Genomic DNA, 15,400 nt, shown 5'->3' on the forward strand with positions numbered 1-15,400 from the left:
CCTTCCGCGGGGACACCCGGCCTTACGGCAGGACATCCGGCCCCTGCTCGTCACCCATGCGAAACGCGAGGACGAAGAGCGTGTCGTCACCCACCGCGCATTCCCCGTCCGGCCCCGGCCCCCGGCGGTCGCGCGCCGAAAGCCCCGCCGACCGGGCCCTGTTGCCGGACGTCGTGCGCGCAGTGATCGCCCGCACCCCGCCGGATCCGGCGGGGGCGGACTGGAGCGTCGAACCCGGCGCGTTCTGGTGCCACGTCGTGCCCGACGGCGCCGTCGCACGGGCCCAGGGATGGAAGCTGCACGTCCCGGCCACCCCGCTCTCGGCGCCTCTGGTCCTCGCCCGGTCCGCCGAGGTCCTGGTGGCCCGCCGCGCGGCCTTCAAGTTCGCCGGGACCCCGGCCAAGGTCGCCGCGCTGGTGTCCGGACGCTTCGCACGCGGCGGGGGCGGCAAGTTCCTGACCGTGTACCCCGCCGACGACGAGCAGTTCCGGTTGCTCGCCGAGGAACTCCACCGCGCCACCGAGGGACTTCCGGGCCCCGCCGTCCTCTCCGACCGGCGCTACCTCCCCGGCAGCCAGGTCTTCTACCGGTACGGCGTGTTCAAGGGCGTCCGCGAACTGACCGCCGACGGCTCCTTCGCCGCCCGCCTCACCGACCCCGAGGGCCGGCCGGTCGCCGACGAGCGCAACGCCTGGTTCAGCCCGCCGGCCTGGGCCGGCGACCCGTTCCCCGACCGCCCCGCCGCACCCGCGCGCAGCACCGCCACCGCCAAGCCCGTCCTGCTCGGCGACCGCTTCCTCGTACGGGGCGCGATCCAGCACTCCAACAAGGGCGGGGTGTTCCGGGCCGAGGACACCCGCACCGGCGCGCAGGTCGTCGTCAAGCAGGCGCGGCCCCACGTGGGGGCCGGCCTCGAAGGCCTGGACGTCCGGGACCTGTTGCGCCGAGAGGCCGCACTGCTCGAACGGTTCGGGCGGGAGCGCCCCGACCGGGTCCCCGGACTCGTCGAGGTGTTCGAACAGCAGGGCAGTGTCTTCCTCGCCACCGAAGCGGTCCCGGGGGCCACGCTGCGGCGCACCGTCGCCGAGCACCTGGCCCGGGACGGCGAGGCCTGCGCCGACGACCGTACGGCCGCGTCACGGGTCCGACAGCTCGTCGATCTCGTCGCCACCGTCCATGAACTCGGCGTCACCCTGCACGACTTCAACCCCAACAACGTCATGGTCACCCCGGACGGACGGCTCGTCCTCATCGACCTGGAGATGGCGGCCCGGGAGGGGGAGCGCTGGACACTCGGCGCCACCCCCGGCTACACGGCCCCCGAGCTGCGCGCCCTCGACCAGGTGGCCCCCGCCCTGCCGCCGACCGTCGACCTCTACGCCCTCGGCGCCACCGTCCTGCACGCCCTGAGCGGTGCCGATCCCGTCCTCGCGGAGGACCTCCCGCGGGAGACGGCACGGCCGGACGAGCGGCGCCTCGGAGAGCTCGTGGACCTGCTCTCCCGCGACCACGCACTCGTACGACGCCACGCGCCGCTGATCCTGGGGCTGACGCGGGACGAACCCGGGGAGCGATGGAGCCTGGACCGGGCACGGGAGTTCCTGGCGGGGACACCTGCGGGGCAGGAAGCCGAGCGGACCCATGGGGAACGCGCGGACGCCGATCGGACCCTCGCGGAACGCCCGGACGCCGATCGGTCCGTCGCCGAACGCCCGGACCCGGCCACCACGCGGGCGCGTCTCCTGCACGACGGCATCGCCCACCTGCTGGCCACGATGCGCCCGCACGACCCCGAACGGCTGTGGGCCTCGGACTCGTTCGGCGAGACCTGCGACCCGGTGGCGCTGCAACACGGTTCGGCCGGCGGCGTCGCCCTCCTCGCCCGGGCCCTCGGCCACTGGGACGCCGGGCTCGGCCTCCCGGAGACCGGCACCGTCACGCGCGAAGCGCTCGCCGAAGGCCTCCGCTCCGCCGCCCACTGGACCGTGGAGCGGCAGGAGACCCTGCCGAGCGACCCGCCAGGCCTGCACTTCGGCCGCTCGGGCACGGCCTGGGCCCTGCTCGACGCCGCTCGGGCCCTGGACGACGCCGCCCTGACGGACCGGGCCGTCGCGCTCGCCCTCGGCCTGCCCGTGCGCGGCCCCCACCCGGACGTCTGCCACGGCGTGGCCGGCTCCGGACTGACACAGCTGCACTTCTGGCGCACGACCGGAGACCCCCGGTTCCTGGACCGCGCCGCCGAGGTCGCGGACGGACTGCTCGGCGCGGCGCGGCGCACCCCGGAGGGGGTCTTCTGGCCGGTGCCGGAGGACTTCGCCTCGGCGCTCGCCGGCGCCTGGCACTACGGCTTCGCGCACGGCGTGGCCGGGGTCGGCACGTTCCTCCTGCTCGCGGCGGAGGCCACCGGGGACGTACGGTTCCTCGACGCGGCCACCGGGGCGGGAGCCACCCTCGCGACCGCCGCGCGCAGCGGACCGGCGGGTGCGCTCTGGCCCGTCGACCGGGCCCGCCACCTCTCCGACTCCCCGGAGCTCGCCCGGCACTGGTGCAGCGGTTCCTCCGGCGTCGGCACCTTCCTGGTCCGGCTCTGGGCGGCGACCGGCGCGTCCGACCAGCGCGTGCTCGACCTGGTGGACGGCGCGGCCCGCGCCGTCCGGGCGGGCAGGGTGACCGACTCGCCCGCCACCTGCCACGGCCTCGCGGGCAACGCCGAGTTCCTCCTCGACGCCGCCGACCGCACGGGCGACGAGCGTCACCGCGCCGCCGCCGAGCTCCTCGTCGAGCACCTGGCCGCGCAGGCCGTGCTGCGCGACGGGCGCCTCCTCGTGCCCGACGAGAACCGCAGGACCGTCCTCGCCGAGTACGCCACCGGCCTCGCCGGGAGCCTCTCCCTGCTGCTGCGCATGCGCTGCGGAGGCCCGCGGGCCTGGCTGCCCGAGGGCGGGCCGGCCCACCCCTGAGTGTCCGGCGGCCCGAGGCCGCCGGCGATCCACCGAAGTATCCGCATCAATCGAAGGAGATCGTCATGACCGAGTTCGACATCGACGCCCTGCAGGTCCTGCCCGAGGAGGTCCGCACCGAGGACGCCCGCGGCGAGGAGCACGCCGCCGCGCTGATCACGGCCTGCCGCTGGCTCACGAGCGGCTGCTGACCGACTCCGCTCGGGGAGGGGGCCGGCATCCCCGGCCGGCCCCCTCCCCGGGAGGCCGTCGGCTCGCTGCGGCACGATCGTCGGCCCTCGTCGGCACGACCGTAGACTCGAAGTACGGGCGTGCCGCGCCCCCCGCGTTCACGGCTGGAGGCGGCGATGACCAGGCTGACGGGCAGGGCCCTGCGGGTGACGGTCTTCGTGGGGGAGACCGATCTGTGGCACCACAAGCCGCTGTACACCCAGATCGTCGGCCGGGCACGCGAGGCCGGTCTCGCGGGCGCGAGCGTGTTCCGCGGCATCGAGGGCTTCGGGGCGTCCTCCCTGATCCACACCCAGAGGCTGCTCTCGCTGAGCGAGGACCTCCCCGTGGCCGTGGTCATCGTCGACACCGAGGAGAAGGTCCGCGGCTTCCTGCCGGAGCTCGACGAGCTGGTCGAGGAGGGCCTGGTGATCCTCGACGACTGCGAGGTCATCCGCTACGTGGGCCGCGAGAAACCCGCCTGAGTCCGTCTCGCCCCGGTGCCGGGCCTACGATGACCCGATGCGCGAGCCTGACCCGGAGCCGTACTGGAACACCAACGTGGCCCGCCACGCGGGCATCCTGCGTGCCGTTCCCGCAGGATGCGGCGAGGCCCTCGACGTCGGCTGCGGCGACGGTCTGCTGGCACGGAGACTCACCGGGCGGGCGCGGCACGTCACCGGGGTGGACACGTCCCCGGACATGATCGCCCGCGCCCGCGAGTCCGCCGCGTGCCGTCCGGAACTCACCTTCGTGGAAGGCGACTTCCTCACCGTGGACCTGCCCGCCGAGGGTTACGACTTCATCTGCTCGGTGACCACCGTCCACCACCTGGACTTCGGGTCGGCCCTGACCCGCATGCGTGAACTGCTGCGGCCCGGCGGCGCGTTGGTGGTGGTCGGCCTGGCCCTCGACGAAGGCGTCGCCGACTGGGCGTTCAGGATCGCCACCCAGCCGGCCGTCCGCATCGTCAAGTCGCTGCGCGGCGCACGTACCCCCGAGGGCATGCCGGTCGCCGATGCGCGCATGAGCTACGCACAGGTGCGCGCCGAGGCGCGACGGCTGCTGCCCGGCGTGCGCTACCGCCGGCACGTGCTCCGCCGGTACTCCCTGACCTGGCGGAAGCCGCTCACGACATGATCGCCGAAAGGTCCTTGCGGAGGTCTTCCGGATTCATCACCGGCGTGTAGGAGATCTTGGCGTCGATCTGCATGAAGAAGGGCTCCGCGATCTTCGGCATCCGGGAGGGTTCGGCCAGGTCGAAGAAGATGAACGCGGTTCGACAGCCGTTCTCGGTGGTGAAGTACGCGGCCTCGGGCTGGAGTTCCTTCAGGGAGGACTCGATGAGTTCCAGCAGCTTGCCCTGCTTGATGGCCTCGTTGGAGGCCGGGGTGTCCATCTGGATCTTCATCAGCATACGTATGACGCGGCCTTTCCCGGCCGGGCGGGCGCTCCCCTCGGGGCGCCCGGGACCCCGGACGCGCTCAGTTCCAGCGTCCCCCTCACCCGGCGGAGGGGCCACTCGGGCCGAGGCCGGGACGGAGGCGGCCCTGCGGGCCCTCGCCCGCGACGTGCGGACGGCCAGCGACCGGGCCGGTCTGTCCCCGGACGAGCTCGGCAGGCGCGCCCGGGTCGGCAAGGGTGCTCTGGTGGGCCTGGAGAAGGCGCGGGGCAACCCGAACTTCGCCACCCTCGTCCGGCTCGCCGACACCCTCGGCGTCTCCGTCTCCGCCCTCCTCGAAGGCCCGGCCGAAGGCCGCGTCCGCGTCGTGACCGCCGACGCCGTCGCGCCGCTCTGGACCGGGAGGCCGGGCGGCGAGGCCCGGCTCGTGCTCACGACCTCCGGCCCGGCGCCGGTCGAGGGCTGGCGCTGGACCCTGGAGCCGGACGAGGAGTGCCCCGGCCACCCCCATCAGGCCGGAGTCGTGGAGACCGTCAGCGTCACCGCCGGCCGGATGACGCTGATCGTCGACGGTACGGAGCACACCGTGGAGGCCGGGCAGACCGCCACCTTCGCCGGCGAGCCGTCCACGTCCACCGCGGCGCGGGCGGGACGACCTGCCACCTGATCATGACCGTCCGCCTGCCGCCCGGCCCCGCCGCCCGAGGGAGGGGCGGGGCGCCTTCAGTGCTCCCGGGCGAGGAACGCGGGGCGCAGGGACGTGTCCACCGGGTCGTAGTACCGGTGGAAGACGGGTGTCGTGGAGCCGGACACGGGCGGCACGATCCAGCTCCAGTCGGCGGGCGTGGGCCTGCCGTGCCGGCTCTCCTGCGCGATGTGCCGCAGGAAGCGCTCGGACTCGGTGTGATGGTCGGCCATCGTCACCCCGGCCTCCTGGAAGGAGTGCAGCACCGCCACGTTGAGCTCGACGAGCGCCCGGTCCCGCCACAGCGTCCGCTCCGAGGAGCGGTCGAGGCCCAGGCGGTCGGCGACCACCGGGAGGAGGTCGTAGCGCTCGGCGTCGGCGAGGTTGCGGGCACCTATCTCCGTCCCCATGTACCAGCCGTTGAACGGCGCCGCCGGATAGCGCACCCCGCCGATCTCCAGCGTCATGTCGCTGATCGCCGGCACCGCGTACCAGCGCAGTCCGAGCTCCGCGAACCATCCGTGGTCCGGATGCCGGAGCGGCACCTCCCTCACGGAACCGTCCGGCAGCTCGTACCACTCGGGCCGCGCGCCCGGACGCTCCTCGACCATCAACGGAAGCACCTGGAAGGCCTCTTCGGACCGCTTCCACCCCAGATCGCGGGCGCGGGCGGTCGACGCGGCGGCGCGCGGGTCGCCGATCCAGCGGCCCCCGGCGGTGCGGTGCCCCGCGTACCGCACCAGTTGGTCGTTGACGATCCGGGGCCCGGGACGGCCCGGCCGGTCCGGGGCGAACACCGAGATCACCGGGCGGATCCGGCCGCCGTTCCCGGCGATCCGCAGATGCTCGAAGCAGTCGGCGGCGATGCCGTCGGCCGAGGCGACGTGCCGCAGATCGCGCACCACGAGGCTCCGCCAGTAGAGCCTGCCGATGCAGCGGGCCGCGTTGCGCCACGCGACCCGGGCGCCGAAGGAGAGTTCGGCGGGGGTGTGCTCGTACGTGCCGCTCCGGTCGATCTCGGCGAGCACCTCGCGGACCCTGCGCTCCGCGTCCCCGGCGTCGGGCTGCTCGTGGTGGAACTGCCGGACGAAGCTCTCCGCCTCCCGGCGGTCCGTCACCTGCGGTACGGACGTGTGTGGTCGGCCCTGCCACTCGCCGGACGAGGGGGCGGACGTGAACGGACAAACGCTGACAGCGGCGGCCTTGCGGCGGCGACCCAGACTGAAGACCAAGGTGTTCCCTCCCGCCCTCATGACTACCGCATGCAACCGCACGGTTGTGGAGAGTAGGGGGAGTTCCGGATGGGAAGGGGGCCGGGCTGGTAAGGTGCCCGGCCCCCTGACCCTCCGCGGCTCAGAGCCCGGCGACCTTGGACGTCGCCGACAGCTCGTACACCAGCGTGACCGTACGCCGTCCGCCCGGCGGCAGCGTGACGTCCCAGCGGACGATGCCCTCGTCGTCCACGGCGTCCGGCGCCGGGGAGCAGGCCTCCCCGCGCAGGCGCACCTCCACCGCCGAGACCTCGGAGACGGGGATCCGCTCCCGGAGGACGACCAGCCGGTCGTCCGCCTCCCCGGGCGCCGAGAACCGGGACAGGTGCAGCCGGACCGTGCGGGTGACCACGGTCCGCTGCGTGAGGCCGGTCGTGTCGCGGGACTCCTCCGCGTACCGCACCACCCGGTGGTCGTCGCGACTGCCGAAGGCGAGCTCGACGGCCGCGCCGGGCGCCGTGAAGTCCAGGGTGCCGCGGCCGGTGAAGCCGCTGCCCCTGACCAGGTCCACGGGACCGGCGAGCAGCGCGTGCCCGGACAGGTTGTCGAACCGCACCAACTGCGTCACCAGCGGGGAGAGTTCGGGGGAGCAGGCGTACTCGCTGCCCGCGGCCGTCGTGAAGGAGGAGAGCGGCACCCGGTGGGCGCGGCCGTCACTCGGCACGGAGACGGGTGCGGGGGAGTGCAGGACCCGCGTCTCGCCGCCGTCGTCCACGCCCGGCAGACCGAGCACCGGGGCCGGCCCCAGCGTCGCGATCTCCTCCTCGCGCAGCTCGACGTCGATCGTGCGGCGCTCCGCCGGCGCCCGGTCCTTGAGCGTCAGCCGGTCCTCGGTCAGTCGCGGCGGCTCGGTGGCGAGCGCCGAGCGGGCGGTCGACAGCGTCAGCCGTACGTCCGACCAGTCCTCGCCGGTGCGCTGCCAGACCACGGCCTCGGTCTCCAGGGTCAGGGAGTCCCCGTCGAGCACGGCACGGTACGCGGGCCGCCACAGGGCGCACGGCGTGAGGTGGCTCAGCCGCAGGCGCACGGGCCCGGCCACGGTGGAGTCCACCGTCAGCTCGACGTGGGCGACGAGCTCGGCGGGATCCTCCTCGGCGAGCTCCACGGCCCGCCGGGCCTCGGTGAGTTCCGTGGTGAGGGCCGCCAACCGGGCTTCCGTGGTGCGGAGTTCCTCGCCGTACGTGTCCCGCTCGGCGTCCACGCGGTCGAGTTCCCGGCCCCAGCGGGCCCCTTCGGACTCCCCGTGACCGGCGCCCTCGCCGATCTCCCGCAGCAGATCGGCCGCGAGCCGGCCGAGCAGGTCGAGGCGCGCCCGCAGCCGGTCGCGCCGCTGCTCGACGGCGAGCCGCTCCTCTTCGATGGCGTGCGCGCGGTGGCGGAGCGCGGAGTCGCCCTCGGCGGGCGGCACCGGTCCGCGCGGCGTCCAGTCGCGGACGACCCGCACGTCGAGGACGGTGGCCGGATGGTCGGAGGCCAGCTCGGCGTGGAGGGTGCGGTCGACGGCGAGCGCGCTGACCGGCCCGAGGCGCAGGCGCTGCACGCCTGCCTCCAGGTCGAGCACGGCGGTGCGCTCGACGTGGGCGCGGTCCTCCAGACAGGTGACGGCGGTGACGGGAAGGGCGATCGGCTTGGGTTCCGTGGACATGGCGTCTGTCAGCTCCTGCGGTTGCCGTCGACCAGGGCCTTGCCAGCCGGGATGCGGATCTCGTAGCCGCCGTCGAGCGCGGCGGTGCCGCCGGCGGGCAGCTCCACCCGCCAGACACGGGTGCCCGGGGCGTGCCGCTCCGGAGCGGCGTCCTCGGGCGCCGTCCAGTCGGCGCGCTCCTCGATGCGGACGTCCGGCTCGGAGGAGACCGGCACCCGCTCGTGGACCTCGACGGTGACGGGCCCCGCGAGGCGGTTGGCGAGCTCGACGTGGACGCGGTGGTCGAGCACGGTGACGTGGTTGCGCAGCCCCGCGGTCGACTCCTTCAGATGGGTGCGGCGGGTGACGCGGACGCCCTCGGCGGGCCCGAGCCCGAGGCGGCGGACGCCGCCGGGCGCGAGCGTGGGCAGGGCGGCGGTCAGCAGGTGCTCGTCGTCGACGGTGACCTCGACCGGGCCGGCGAGCAGCGCCTGACGGGTGGTGTTGGAGACCAGGAGGGTCGCGTACACGGTCTGGTCCACGGACGGCACACAGATGTGCTCGGTGTGCAGGACGACCGGGATCTCGCCGACGGTGACGGTGTGCCAGGTGCCGTCCGAGGGGATGTCGGCGCGGGCGGCCGCGTCGAAGCGGTGGTCGAACGAGCCCGCCGACGTACGGGGGCGCACCGCGTGCCTGGGCAGCGGCAGACCGGCCACCGCCTCGGCGCGGCGCCGGTACTCGTCGGCCACCGCGTCGGATGAGGCGCCCGGGAACAGCCGGCCACGGCGGGCGCCCGGCTCCTCGGGGCCGGACAGCACGAGGGCGGCGTAGTCGAGTTCGGCACCGCTCGGCTGCGGCGGACCCGCCGGCGGTGGCGGCGGAGCCGGAGCCGCCGCAGCGGGTGCTGCCAGGCCCGGAGCCGCCGCGCCCGGAGCCGCGGGTGCCTGGGGCGGGCGGGATCCGAAGCCGCCCCGGCCACCGGCGCGCGGCCGGCCGGCCGGCCGCGGCGCCGCCGCCCGCACGGCGTCCGGCGCCCCGCTCCCGAGGAACTCCGGGGCGAAGCCGTACGCGTCACCGGGCTGCGGCGGACCGGCGAACGCCGGCGGCGCGGGCGGTGGCGGTGCCGCCACGGGCAGGGACGCGGAGCCGGCGACGGCGCCCGCCACCGCCGAGCCGCCACGGAGCGGCGCGGGGCCGGCCGCCTCGTACCCGGTGAACAGGTCGGCGAGCCCCGCCGGAGGTTCGCGCCAGCCGGACGGCGCGGGCGCGGACTGGCGCCGACCGATCCGGAGCGAGCGGAGCGCCGGCAGATCGGTGCGGCGGCGCAGGTCGGCGGTGGCCAGGGCGAGGCGCACCCCGGTCCAGTCCTCGCCGGTGCGCTGCGCGACCGAGGCACGCAGCACCAGCTGCCCGCTGCCGTCGCCCTGACGGTGGGTGAGGCGGTACGTCGGCACCCAGACGGCACCGGGCACGCCGTACTCCAGCTCCAGCTCCAGTTCCACCTCCTCCGACCCGGCGCCGCCGTCGAGGGTCAGCACGGCGCAGACCGAGGTCGCGACATGAGCCGACGGCGCGTCGGTGGAGGCGCGGTGGAGCCTGTCGTAGGCGACGTCGCACTCGTGCTCGGCGAGCCGTACCGCCTCGTCCAGCTCGACGAGCCGGGCGTGCAGCCCCGTCAGCCGCTCGTCGACGAAATCGGCGAGCTCGAGCCAGGCGTCGACCGGCGTGCGCCGGTGCGGGTCCTCACGCTTGCGGCCGGGCGGAATCGGGCGCAGACCGTCGACCTCCGCGATCAGGGCCTGGTGCCGGTCGCGGCGCGCCCGCGCCGCCAAGTGGGCCTCGCTCAGCCGGTCGACCTCGCGCCGCAGTTCGTCGGGGGTGCCGTCGTCGTACGGCTCTGCCTCGACCTCCACACGCGCCTCGGTCACCCGCGCTCCGGAGGCGCCCAGGACCCGGGCCCGCAGCGAACCGGGGTCGAGCGCGCGGGGCAGCCCCGTCACCCGTACCCGGCCGTCCGGCGGCACGACGCCCCGGGCCAGGCGCCGGCAGAGCGCGCCCTGCGCGTACACCACGACCGAGTCGAGGCTCGACCCCCACCTGCGCGCCGTACCGACCGTCATGCGCCCCCCACTTCGCCCGTCCGTGTCGGAGGGAAGCCTACGCCGGACGGGTCCGTGCGGTCCCGGAGCACCGGCGGCGGCGCAGGGCCCGGACCTTGTCCCGGGAGCGCCGACGGCTGCAAGATCCTCTTTGTGAGGGACTCGGGTGGGAGCGGAGAAGGAAGGGTCGGGTTGCCGTGGGGGAGATGACCAAGGGAAGCAACGGCTTTGTTCCGTCGGTGCCGTTGAGGATCGCCGTGCGCGGTGGCGTGGACGCGATGGCGCTGCTGCTCGGGGAGACCGGAAAGGTCAGGGGCGACGGAGACGTCGTCTTCCACGGAGCCCCGGTGCATCCCTCCGGAGCCGTCCGCCTGACGGAGGCGGCGACGGGGCCGGGCCCGTCGGGTACGGCGTGGCTGGAGGTCGGCCTCACCGCCGTGGAGGAGCGGATCACCCGCGTCCTCGTGGTCGGTTCGACGGAGCGCGGCGCGATGCGGGACGCCGCCGGACTGTCGGTGGAGGCCTTCGCGCCCGACGGCACCTCGGTGGTGCGGTACGACGTCACGGACGCCGCCGGGGAGACGGCGATGGTGCTGGCCGAGCTCTACCGGCGGGCGGGCGGATGGAAGTTCCGCGCCGTGGGCCAGGGATGGGTGAGCGGTCTCGCGGGTCTGGCCACGGACCACGGCGTGGACGTGGCCGACGAGGGAGACAACGGAGCGCCGCCCGGCGGTGGTGTGCCGGCGCAGGCCATGGCTCCTCCCGCGCCCGCACCGGGCTTCGCGCCTCCGCCGGCAGGGCCGGCTGCCGCGCCGGGATTCGTCCCTCCGCCCGCGGGGGCGGTTCCCGCGCCCGGGTACGGACCTCCGCCCGCCGTCGCGGCTCCCGCGCCGATGCCGGGCTTCGCACCTCCGTCCGCAGGGCCGGCTGCCGCGCCCGGTTTCGCGCCTCCGCCCGCGGGGGCGGTTCCCGCGCCCGGATACGCACCTCCGCCCGCGGTGGGTGCTCCGGCGGCGGTTCCTCCCGCCGCGGTCCCGCCCGTGACCCCGGCCCCTCCCGGCGCCGCCGGCTGGTGGACGTACGGGCCCGTCTTCGAGCCGTACACCGAGACGGGACGGGACAACGACGTGATCACCGTGGCCGGGCTTCCGCCGGGGCCGGTCGTCGTCCAGCTCGACGTCCGGGGCGACGGGTACACGGGCCTCTGGGTGCTCAACCGGCGCAACAAGGAGGAGGACAACCTCGTCAACAGTACGGAGGAGGACTTCCAGGGTCGGCTGCTCGCCACGGTCCCGGCGAACGGCACCCTCCGTCTGAAGCTGCAGGCCGAAGGGCCCTGGCAGGTCCAGGTGTCGCCGTTGGCGGCGGCCCGTCGCCTGACGGAGGAGGAGGCGGAGTTCCGCGGCCCCGACGTACTGCTGCACACGGGAGGCGTAGCGGACCTGGCCGTCCACTACCGCGGCGACGACAACCTCATCGTCCACGTCTACGAGCTCGCGGGGCACGACGACCACACGACCCTGCCCCGGTACGACAACGTGGTGAACGAGATCGGCAAGCGACGCGAGACCGTTCCGCTTCCCGAGGGGCCGCTCATCGTCCACTTCGAGATGGCGGACGGCCCGTGGCGGGCGAGGCTGAAGCGTCTGCAGCCGCCGACCCGGCCCCTGCCCCCGGCCCCGCCGGGCGCGGCGGCACCCGTCCCGTTCGCCGCCCCGGGCGACCCGGCCCGGCCGGACAAGCAGGACGGGTCGGCCCCGCGGAAGAACTGGTTCTCACGCGGCCGGGGGTGACCGCCGGGACACCGACGGCGGCCGGCCCCACCTCATCGAGGGGCCCGGCCGCGCACCGCGTCACCGCCCGGCCGCGCTCGCCACGGTCAGGGCCGCCGCGACCTCGCCCGCGAGGGCGACCGGGTCACCCGTCGGCGAGGTCGGATAGGCCTGGTGGCCGTGCGCCCAGGCGTCCTCCCCGGCGAACCAGTCGATGGCGGCGGGGGCCGTCCCCTGCACGAGCGCCGTGTCGAGGCTCGCGAAGTACGCCGCCCAGCGCGGCGCGTACACGTCCCGCACGAGACCGGCCCACTCGCGGTTGGCGTAGTCGTGCAGGCCGGCGGAATCGCTCGGCCCCCGGTCGGCCCAGGTCGTGAGGATCGAGCGGGCGTCGTACTCCAGGCGGTCGCGCTCCTCCGTGCCGGCTGCCCAGGAGCGGGCGGCGGCGAGCCACGGACCGAGCAGGAAGCGCCGGTCGGAGGCGACGAGCCGGCCGAGCAGCTCCTCCGAGGCGTTCCACTCGCGCACCAGCGCCCGGAAGCGCTCCAGATCCCCGGCCTCGTACGCGCCCTTGACCCGCGGCAGCAGGACGCGGCCGCGGTTGGTGAGCGCCTGGCGCGCCACGTCCACCAGGTCGTAGCGGTACGCGTCCGAGGCCCGCAGCGCCGGGGCCACCTGGAGCAGCTCGGCCAGGGCACGCTCCACCGTGCCGGCCTCGTACCGCATGGCGGTCGGGCTCCAGCGGGCCGCCTTCGTCGCCGTCAGGCTCGGCCGCGCGGTGAAGAGGCTGTCCTGCGGCTCGCTCCACGTACCGGAGGCACCGCTGTACGGGCCGAGGCGCAGCTGCTCCCACGCGGCGGCCGCGTGCGGGTCGGCGCCGCCGTAGCGCCGGGCCGCGTACGCGGCGAACCAGGCGCGCTGGTCGACCGGGCCCGGCTCCCAGGCGAGTTCGGTGAACAGGTCGAACGCGGCGGGGTTCCCGCCGGTGCCCTCCGGGAGGTAGGCGATGCCGCGCAGCGCGCTGTCCGACCGGGTCAGCCAGGCCCGGAAGCGCTCCGTCCACACGCCGGTGTTGGCGCCCAGGCTGGTGTGACCGCCGAAGTTGGCGATCGCGCCGAACGCGTACGGCGTGCCGCCCCACTGCTTCTCGCGGTCGAGGCCCTCGTACCGGTCGGAGAGGCCGTCGACGATCAGCACCCTGCTCCGGTCCACTCCGCCGAGCAGAGCCGTGGACGGGTTGTTCTGCCAGCCGAGCATCACCCACGTGGCGCCGGGACGCGCCGTCTCCAGGGCCCGCTGCACGGCCTCCGCCGCCCGCGTCACATCGACCGGACCGGGGGTGCCGCCCTCGTGCAGCAGGTCCATCTTGAACATGTCGCTGTCACCGAACCGGCGCTGCTGCACCCGGTAGTAGGCGGCGGCCAGCTCCGCGAAGACGGGTCCGGTCGGGTCCAGCCAGTCCGGCCGGGCGAACCCGACCCACTTGCCCTGCGGGACGGTGACCGCGCCCGGGTTCCGGGCGGCGAAGCCCGGAGGCACCGTGCCGAAGAAGCCCGGCAGGACGGGCGTCATCCCCAGCGCACGCAGGTGCGCCGCGATCCGGCTCCCCAGAGCGGCCCGCGCCTCGATCAGCTGCTCGGACACCGGACCGCCGTAACCTGACATGTTCTGCAGCAGCCACCAGGCCTGGTGCGCCGGTCCCGGGATCCAGGCGCGCAGCTCCGCGGCGTCGTAGCCGAACCCCTGGAGGGCCCGGTAGTACGGGTACTCGGCGCCGGTCGGCACGAAGACCTCGTTCACCCCGTGCAGCGCCATCAGGTCGATGTCACGCTGGTACGAGGCGAAGTCGCGGTACGCCCCGGAGTATCCCTCGTCGGTGTCGTTGAGGGCGTAGCGGTGCGGCACGGCGGCCGACCGGGTGATCGTCCCGGACACCGCGGGGAGCGTGGCCGGAAGCCGGCCGAGGCTGTCGCCCGGCCAGCCGATGTCGACCCCCGCGACCCGCTCCAGATACCAGCCCACCCCGGTGAGCAGCGTGGCCGGCGAGGTGCCCCTCACCTGGATCGCGCCCGCCCTGCCCGAGACCGAGAAGTAGTCCCCGGAGGCCGGTTCCTCGACCGGGACCAGGGTGAACTGCTCTGCCCGGGAGGGCAGCAGGCGCTCCAGGCCCGCCCGGGCCGGGCCCGGGTCGAAGGGGAGCGCGGCGGCGGAGGCGTGGGTGCCCGGCGGCCCCGGCATCCCGGGCGCGGCGGCGGTCACGACGGCGAGCACCGTGACGACGAAGGTGGTGCGGCAACGACGGATCAGGCGGCTGCCCATCTGGCTCCCTGCTCGAACGGGACGACGGCTCGGGCGACCACTCTCCGACGGCCCGCGCCCCCGGCCACGCAAGCGGAGCCGGGGGAACGGCGGGGCTCATCCGTGCGGGTGTGCGTGTTCGAACCGAGGGAGCGAGCCGGGCCGGGTCATCGAGCACCGGAGAGGCGGGCGGTGTACCTGAAGGCCCGTCCGGCCTGGCAGACTGCGGCCCTCACGTCGTCCCGTCCACGCCACCCCTGGAGGCCCCATGGCGCAGCGGCCCGGTCACCCGTCCCGCACGGCCCGCACGCGCGCGTACGTCCCCCGGCCACCGTGCCGGGGCGCGAGCGGGAAGGCCGCGCGATGAACCTGTGCCCCACCCGTCGTGCGGATCCGACCGCGCTCGTCGTCCGCAGCGCGCCCGCCGTGCCCACCGCCGCGGTGCTGCTGCTCCACGGCGGCCGCGCCGAAGGTCCCGAGCCGCCGCCCGCGCTCAACCTGCCGGCGCTGCGCATGCGCCCCTTCGCCGGGGCCGTGGCCCGGGCCGTGCGCGGCAGGGGAGTGCTGGTCGCCGAGGTGCGCTACCGCCACCGCGGCTGGAACGGGGACCGCGCCGACGCCGCCCGCGACGCCGAGGCCGCCCTCGCGCGGCTCCGCGAGCAGGCCGGGCCCGTTCCCGTCGTACTGGTCGGCCACTCCATGGGAGGCCGGGCCGCCCTCCGTGCGGCGGGCGATCCCGCCGTACGCGGGGTCGTCGCCCTCGCACCGTGGTGCCCCGCCGACGAGCCCGTCGAGCACCTCGGCGGACGTCGCCTCTACCTGCTCCACGACGAGACCGACCGGGTCACCTCGGCCCGCCAGTCCTGGGAGTTCGTCCGCCGGGCGAAGGCGGCGGGCGCCGACGCGGCGGGCATCCCGATGCCGACGGGCGGCCACGCCATGCTCCGCGGCGCGGACCTCTGGCACCGCCGCGCGGCCGAACTCACGGCGGCGCTGCTGTCACACGGCTGAGACGGGCCGGGGGCCCGGATCAGCGGGCCGCGAGCCGCTCCGCTCAGGCGGCCCGGGAGGAGCCG

11 protein-coding genes and 1 pseudogene are annotated in these 15,400 nt (G+C 75.4%); 7 read left to right on the forward strand and 5 right to left on the reverse strand.

The genetic code is table 11. From position 1 onward, the window contains the following. Positions 1 to 80: 80 nt before the first annotated feature. From lanL to GGE06_RS07250, 4 genes are all read left to right on the forward strand, one after another. Positions 81 to 2,960, forward strand: a complete 2,880-nt coding sequence (gene lanL / locus GGE06_RS07240) for a class IV lanthionine synthetase LanL (protein ID WP_184930306.1) — start codon at positions 81 to 83, stop codon at positions 2,958 to 2,960. Between the two features lie 65 nt (positions 2,961 to 3,025). Then, complete coding sequence (locus tag GGE06_RS41990) at positions 3,026 to 3,151, forward strand: ALQxL family class IV lanthipeptide (protein WP_198540420.1); 126 nt, start codon at positions 3,026 to 3,028, stop codon at positions 3,149 to 3,151. Between the two features lie 156 nt (positions 3,152 to 3,307). Then, a complete protein-coding gene (locus GGE06_RS07245) occupies positions 3,308 to 3,655 on the forward strand; it encodes a DUF190 domain-containing protein (protein WP_116157324.1) in 348 nt (115 codons plus the stop codon). A 37-nt stretch (positions 3,656 to 3,692) separates the two neighbouring features. Beyond that, positions 3,693 to 4,310, forward strand: coding sequence for a class I SAM-dependent methyltransferase (locus tag GGE06_RS07250; RefSeq protein ID WP_116157323.1), 618 nt, complete (start codon positions 3,693 to 3,695; stop codon positions 4,308 to 4,310). Here the strand turns inward: GGE06_RS07250 and GGE06_RS07255 are convergent. Further along, positions 4,300 to 4,581, reverse strand: coding sequence for a hypothetical protein (locus tag GGE06_RS07255; RefSeq protein WP_246532368.1), 282 nt, complete (start codon positions 4,579 to 4,581; stop codon positions 4,300 to 4,302). The genes GGE06_RS07250 and GGE06_RS07255 overlap by 11 nt on opposite strands. Positions 4,582 to 4,720: 139 nt before the next feature. Between GGE06_RS07255 and GGE06_RS07260 the strand changes: the two are divergent. Beyond that, positions 4,721 to 5,274 (forward strand): annotated as a pseudogene (locus GGE06_RS07260) (helix-turn-helix domain-containing protein); the annotation flags it as partial. Between the two features lie 21 nt (positions 5,275 to 5,295). On the opposite strand, the gene GGE06_RS07265 reads toward GGE06_RS07260, so the two are convergent. The 3 genes from GGE06_RS07265 to GGE06_RS07275 all read right to left on the reverse strand — a co-directional run bounded on the left by GGE06_RS07265 (position 5,296) and on the right by GGE06_RS07275 (position 10,275). Beyond that, positions 5,296 to 6,510 (reverse strand): nitric oxide synthase oxygenase, encoded by a 1,215-nt coding sequence (locus GGE06_RS07265; protein ID WP_116157321.1) that lies wholly within the window; start codon positions 6,508 to 6,510, stop codon positions 5,296 to 5,298. Between the two features lie 100 nt (positions 6,511 to 6,610). Continuing rightward, positions 6,611 to 8,173 carry a DUF4139 domain-containing protein gene (locus tag GGE06_RS07270; protein WP_184930307.1) on the reverse strand — a complete coding sequence of 521 codons (1,563 nt, stop codon included), beginning with the start codon at positions 8,171 to 8,173 and terminating at the stop codon, positions 6,611 to 6,613. An 8-nt stretch (positions 8,174 to 8,181) separates the two neighbouring features. Next, a complete protein-coding gene (locus tag GGE06_RS07275) occupies positions 8,182 to 10,275 on the reverse strand; it encodes a DUF4139 domain-containing protein (RefSeq protein WP_184930308.1) in 2,094 nt (697 codons plus the stop codon). A gap of 185 nt (positions 10,276 to 10,460) precedes the next feature. Here GGE06_RS07275 and GGE06_RS07280 point away from each other — a divergent pair, with 185 nt between their 5' ends. Next, a complete protein-coding gene (locus GGE06_RS07280; protein ID WP_221517885.1) occupies positions 10,461 to 12,047 on the forward strand; it encodes a TerD family protein in 1,587 nt (528 codons plus the stop codon). 60 nt (positions 12,048 to 12,107) lie between these two features. Here the strand turns inward: GGE06_RS07280 and GGE06_RS07285 are convergent, their stop codons facing one another. Then, complete coding sequence (locus tag GGE06_RS07285) at positions 12,108 to 14,345, reverse strand: alpha-N-acetylglucosaminidase (protein WP_184930310.1); 2,238 nt, start codon at positions 14,343 to 14,345, stop codon at positions 12,108 to 12,110. 342 nt (positions 14,346 to 14,687) lie between these two features. Here GGE06_RS07285 and GGE06_RS07290 point away from each other — a divergent pair, with 342 nt between their 5' ends. Beyond that, entirely contained in the window at positions 14,688 to 15,335 is a 648-nt protein-coding gene (locus GGE06_RS07290) for an alpha/beta fold hydrolase (protein WP_116157316.1), read from the forward strand. Positions 15,336 to 15,400 lie beyond the last annotated feature (65 nt).

The sequence above is a fragment of the Streptomyces nymphaeiformis genome (genome assembly GCF_014203895.1).
Classification (GTDB): Bacteria; Actinomycetota; Actinomycetes; order Streptomycetales; family Streptomycetaceae; genus Streptomyces; species Streptomyces nymphaeiformis.

Bases quoted from the DNA above. Each gene is read 5' to 3' on its own strand.
- GGE06_RS07270 (WP_184930307.1), bottom strand. From the start codon at position 8,173: ATGTCCACGGAACCCAAGCCGATCGCCCTTCCCGTCACCGCCGTCACC.
- GGE06_RS07285 (WP_184930310.1), bottom strand. From the start codon at position 14,345: ATGGGCAGCCGCCTGATCCGTCGTTGCCGCACCACCTTCGTCGTCACG.
- GGE06_RS07280 (WP_221517885.1), top strand. From the start codon at position 10,461: ATGACCAAGGGAAGCAACGGCTTTGTTCCGTCGGTGCCGTTGAGGATC.
- GGE06_RS07245 (WP_116157324.1), top strand. From the start codon at position 3,308: ATGACCAGGCTGACGGGCAGGGCCCTGCGGGTGACGGTCTTCGTGGGG.
- GGE06_RS07250 (WP_116157323.1), top strand. From the start codon at position 3,693: ATGCGCGAGCCTGACCCGGAGCCGTACTGGAACACCAACGTGGCCCGC.
- GGE06_RS07275 (WP_184930308.1), bottom strand. From the start codon at position 10,275: ATGACGGTCGGTACGGCGCGCAGGTGGGGGTCGAGCCTCGACTCGGTC.
- GGE06_RS07290 (WP_116157316.1), top strand. From the start codon at position 14,688: ATGAACCTGTGCCCCACCCGTCGTGCGGATCCGACCGCGCTCGTCGTC.
- GGE06_RS07255 (WP_246532368.1), bottom strand. From the start codon at position 4,581: ATGAAGATCCAGATGGACACCCCGGCCTCCAACGAGGCCATCAAGCAG.
- GGE06_RS41990 (WP_198540420.1), top strand. From the start codon at position 3,026: ATGACCGAGTTCGACATCGACGCCCTGCAGGTCCTGCCCGAGGAGGTC.
- GGE06_RS07265 (WP_116157321.1), bottom strand. From the start codon at position 6,510: ATGAGGGCGGGAGGGAACACCTTGGTCTTCAGTCTGGGTCGCCGCCGC.